Below are 4,383 nucleotides of genomic sequence, written 5' to 3' on the forward strand. Positions count from 1 at the left end.
GCCAAGGGCAACCTGCCGCTGCTGGTTTTGGGCCTGCTGGTCAGCATTCCGCTGATCATCTTCGGCGCCACCTTGCTGACCAAAGTCATGGAACGCTTCCCCATCATCATCACCATAGGCGCCGCCCTGCTCGGCTTCCTGGCCGGTGAAATGCTGCTGACCGACCCGGCCGTGGTCACCCATTTCGGGCCTATCGGCGATCACACGGTTACCGCTGGCGGGCTCCTGGGCGCCGTGCTAGTCGTGGCGCTGGGCACTTACCTGACCAAACGGCAGAAGGAAAAAGCGCCCTCGGCCTGAAGTCCCCCCGACCGCGTCCCGGCGGCGAGGCCGGGAAAGCACCCCCCTGCCATGCCCGCATTGCGCGGGTTTTGGCGCATGCGCTGAAAAACCACTTATTTGCAACAGTCGGCCCGGCTGCCGTGCAAAAGTCCCTTGTCCAGCCGCACCCCGTCTGTTAATGTCCCCTATCAGGAGACTTGTAACCTGCCGAAACAGCCGGCGGGCGGTGCCGGGTGCGCGAAACCGGCCGTTACCGGGCGGCTGGTAATACAAAGCAATTAAAAAACGGCATAGCTATGCACAGCGAAACAGGACAAGGGACGGGCAGTGGCCAAATCATCTAGAAAGCTGAGTCAGTTCTGGCGGGCCGACTGGTTCGTCGGGGTCCTGGTGGTGCTGGCCGTCCTTTTTCTGCATGGCCTGACGGACTTTTTCGGCACCCTGGAGCGCCGCTACTACGATTTCGCAAGCACCAGCACTTCGCGCCAGCCCTCCGACCGCATCGCCATCATCGCCATCGACGACCAGAGCATCGCCAACATCGGCCGCTGGCCCTGGCCGCGCGACGTGCATGCGCAGCTGATCGACCAGCTTTCGGCCGCCAAGGCCAAGACCATCGCCCACACCGCTTTCTTCTTCGAGCCGCAGACGGACCGCGGCCTGGTGTTTATCCGCAAGATGAAGGAGGCACTCGGCCCTGTGGCGGATCCCGCCGCAGCCCCCCAGGGCGGCCTGCCCGAACAGCTCGGCAAGGTCATCGCCGAGGCCGAGATCGCCCTGGATACCGACGCCAAGCTCGCGGCCAGCATGGGCAAGGCCGGAAATGTCCTGGTTCCCTCTGTTTTCCAGCTGGGCGTGCCGCAGGGCCGCCCCGACAACCCGTTGCCGGCCTATGCCCTGAAGAGCGCGGTGGATGAAACCAATAACTTCTCGCTGCCGGCCATACGCGGCCAGCAGCCCATCGAACTGATAGGCGCGGCGGCCGCCGGCATCGCCCACCTCAACCAGCTGCCCGATGTGGACGGCGCCGTGCGCCAGGAACCGCTGCTGATTAATTACTACGGCAAGGCCGTGCCCTCCATGAGCCTGCTGGTGGCGGCCAAGAGCCTGAACCTCGGGCCCGCCGATATCAAGCTCAATGTGGGTGAGTCGGTGCAGATCGGCAAGCTGATGGTCAAGACCGACGAATCGGCGCTGATGCTGCCGCAGTTTTACAAGGGCAAGGATGGCCGGCCCGCTTTTGCAGTGGATTCGTTTTACGACGTGATTTCCGGCAAGATTCCGGCCGCCAAGTACGCCGACAAGATCGTGATCATCGGAGCCACCGCCGCGGGGGTGGGCACCCAGTTTCCGACGCCGGCCGGCCCCGGGCTTTCGCCGGCGGAAACCATCGCCCACATCACCTCCAGCATCCTGAGCGAGCACTTCATCGTGCAGCCGGGCTGGGGCGTCTGGGCCACGCTGGGTGTGTTGCTGCTGGTAGCCGGCTACCTGATTGCCGGGCTGCCGCGTCTTTCGGCGGGCAAGGCCGCCATCGTCACCTTGCTGCTGTTCGTGGTGCTGCTGGTGGTCGAGTTCAGCCTGCTGTCGGCGGCTGCGACCTGGCTCAAGTTCATCTTCCCCGCGGCCCTCCTGGTCATAGGCCATCTGGCGCTGACCACCAAGCGCTTCCTGATGACCGAGGCCGGCAAGCTCAAGTCCGATGAGGAATCGGCTGAAACCAACCGCATGATGGGCCTGGCGCTGCAAGGCCAGGGCCAGCTTGACATGGCTTTCGACCGTTTCCGCCGCGTGCCTTTCACCGATGCGCTGATGGACAACATGAACAACCTCGCGCTGGACTTCGAGCGCAAGCGGCAGTTCAACAAGGCCCAGGCCGTGTACGAGTACATGGCCACCTATAACAAGAACCACAAGGACCTGCAGTCCAGGCTGAACCGCGCCAAAAACCTTTCCGAGACGGTCATCCTGGGCGGCGGCGGCTCACATCCCGGCGGCACCATGCTGCTGGATGGCGGCGCCGTCGAGAAACCCATGCTGGGCCGCTACCAGGTGGAAAAAGAGCTGGGCAAGGGCGCCATGGGCGTGGTTTACCTCGGCAAGGACCCCAAGATTGGCCGTGTTGTCGCCATCAAGACCATGGCGCTGAGCCAGGAATTCGAGGGCGAGGAGCTCGATGATGCGCGCGAGCGCTTCTTCCGCGAGGCCGAGACCGCCGGCCGCCWGCAGCACCAGAACATCGTGACGATTTTTGATGCCGGCGAAGAGCATGACCTCGCTTACATCGCCATGGAATTCCTCAAGGGCAAGGATCTTGCCGACGTCACCAAGGACGGCAGCCTGCTGCCGATTCCCAAGGTCTTGTCCATCGTGGCTCGGGTGGCCGAAGCCCTGGCTTACGCTCACAAACAGAACGTGGTGCACCGGGATATCAAGCCGGCCAACATCATGTACGAGATCGACAGCGACACGGTGAAGGTGACCGACTTCGGCATTGCCCGTATCACGGATTCCAGCAAGACCAAGACCGGCCTGGTGCTGGGCACGCCCAGCTTCATGTCGCCCGAGCAGATCGCCGGCAAGAAGGTTGACGGGCGCTCGGACCTGTATTCGCTGGGCGTCATGCTGTTCCAGATGCTGGCCGGCGTGCTGCCCTTCCGCGGCGACTCCATGGCCGAGCTGATGTACAAGATCGCCAACGAAGAGGCGCCGGACATCCGCATCATCCGCAAGGAGCTGTCCGCGCGGCTGGCCGAGGTCGTTGCGCTGTCGCTGGCCAAAAAACCTGAGCTTCGCTACCAGGACGGCGACCGCTTTGCGGCCGACCTGCGCGAACTCATCGCGGCCCTGGAGRGAGGCGCACCCGCAGCCCCATCCGCGCCGGCCTACTCAGCCCCGCCGGCCGCCCCCGGGGCTTCATTCGACGCCACGGTGGCGCAATCCGCCCCCGCCGCGCCGGCGCCCGGGCCCAGCGCCTATGATGCCACCCAGGCCCTGAATGCCGGCGGAGCCCAGACCTTTGACAAAACCGTTGTCTCCAGGCCGCCCGCCAGCGACAAAGACACCCAGTGACAACACGAACAAGATGATCTACGAGATTTGTACACATACCGACCCAGGGTTGACGCGGGACAACAACGAGGACGCGGTGGCGTTCGACCCGGCAACGCGGCTTTGCATCCTGGCGGACGGCATGGGCGGCTACAACGCCGGCGAGATCGCCAGCGGCATGGCCGTGGCCTTCATCAAGTCGGAAATGGGGCGCTGGCTGTCCCAGGCGGGCCGGCACGCGAATGCCAAGGAAGTGCGCCGGGCGCTGGAAATCTGCGTGGAAAACGCCAACCATTCGATTTTCAACGCGGCCAACTCCAACCCCCAATACACGGGCATGGGCACCACGCTGGTCGTGGGTGTTTTCCAGGACGGGCGCCTGATGCTGGGCCATATTGGCGATTCGCGCTGCTATCGCCTGCGCGGCCAGGAGCTCCAGCAGATCACCAAGGACCACTCGCTGCTCCAGGAGCAGATCGACGCCGGGCTGATCACCCCCGAGCAGGCCCTGACGTCCCTGAACAAGAACCTGGTGACGCGCGCCCTGGGCGTGGAAGACACGGTGCTGGTGGAAGTCAACGAGCACCGCGTGGAATCGGGCGACCTCTACCTGATGTGTTCCGATGGTTTGTCGGACATGGTGGCGGATCCGGGCATTGCCGCCATCCTGGCGGGCGCGGGAACGCTGGAACAAAAGTCAAAGCAGCTGATTGCGGCGGCGAACGAGGCCGGCGGACGCGATAATATTTCCGTCTTGCTGGCTTACGCGAAAGAAGACTCGGTCAAGCGCGGGCTTTTGTCCAGAATGCTGGGAAAATAGCGCGGTGACTGAAAATTTAAAAACAGACAGGAGTCGGCCATGCCGAAAATGATCGTCTCTATTGACGGCGTTGTGATCAAGGAAGTCCAGTTGACGAAAGACAGGACGTCTTTGGGTCGCAGGCCCTACAACGACATCGTCATTGACAACCTCGCTGTCAGCGGGGAGCACGCCGTCCTGCAGATGTCCGGCAACGAGGTCTACCTTGAAGACCTCAACAGCACCAATGG

4 protein-coding genes are annotated in these 4,383 nt (G+C 63.3%); all 4 read left to right on the forward strand.

Annotated features, from left to right (window positions below; genetic code table 11):
• A partial coding sequence (locus AC1D0P_RS22455) for a TerC family protein (protein WP_477678769.1) occupies positions 1-300 on the forward strand: 300 nt, incomplete at its 5' end.
• 309 nt (positions 301-609) lie between these two features.
• Positions 610-3,354, forward strand: coding sequence for a CHASE2 domain-containing serine/threonine-protein kinase (locus AC1D0P_RS22460; RefSeq protein ID WP_477678770.1), 2,745 nt, complete (start codon positions 610-612; stop codon positions 3,352-3,354).
• A gap of 13 nt (positions 3,355-3,367) precedes the next feature.
• On the forward strand, positions 3,368-4,153 hold the full coding sequence (locus AC1D0P_RS22465) for a Stp1/IreP family PP2C-type Ser/Thr phosphatase (protein WP_477655581.1): 786 nt from the start codon (positions 3,368-3,370) through the stop codon (positions 4,151-4,153).
• Positions 4,154-4,192: 39 nt separating this feature from the next.
• On the forward strand, positions 4,193-4,383 hold a 191-nt coding region (locus AC1D0P_RS22470), incomplete at its 3' end, for an FHA domain-containing protein (protein ID WP_477678771.1).

It is taken from the genome of Polaromonas sp. P1_G2 (assembly GCF_056405515.1).

Coding starts and splice junctions, on each gene's coding strand:
- AC1D0P_RS22465 (WP_477655581.1), top strand. CDS start 3,368: ATGATCTACGAGATTTGTACACATACCGACCCAGGGTTGACGCGGGAC.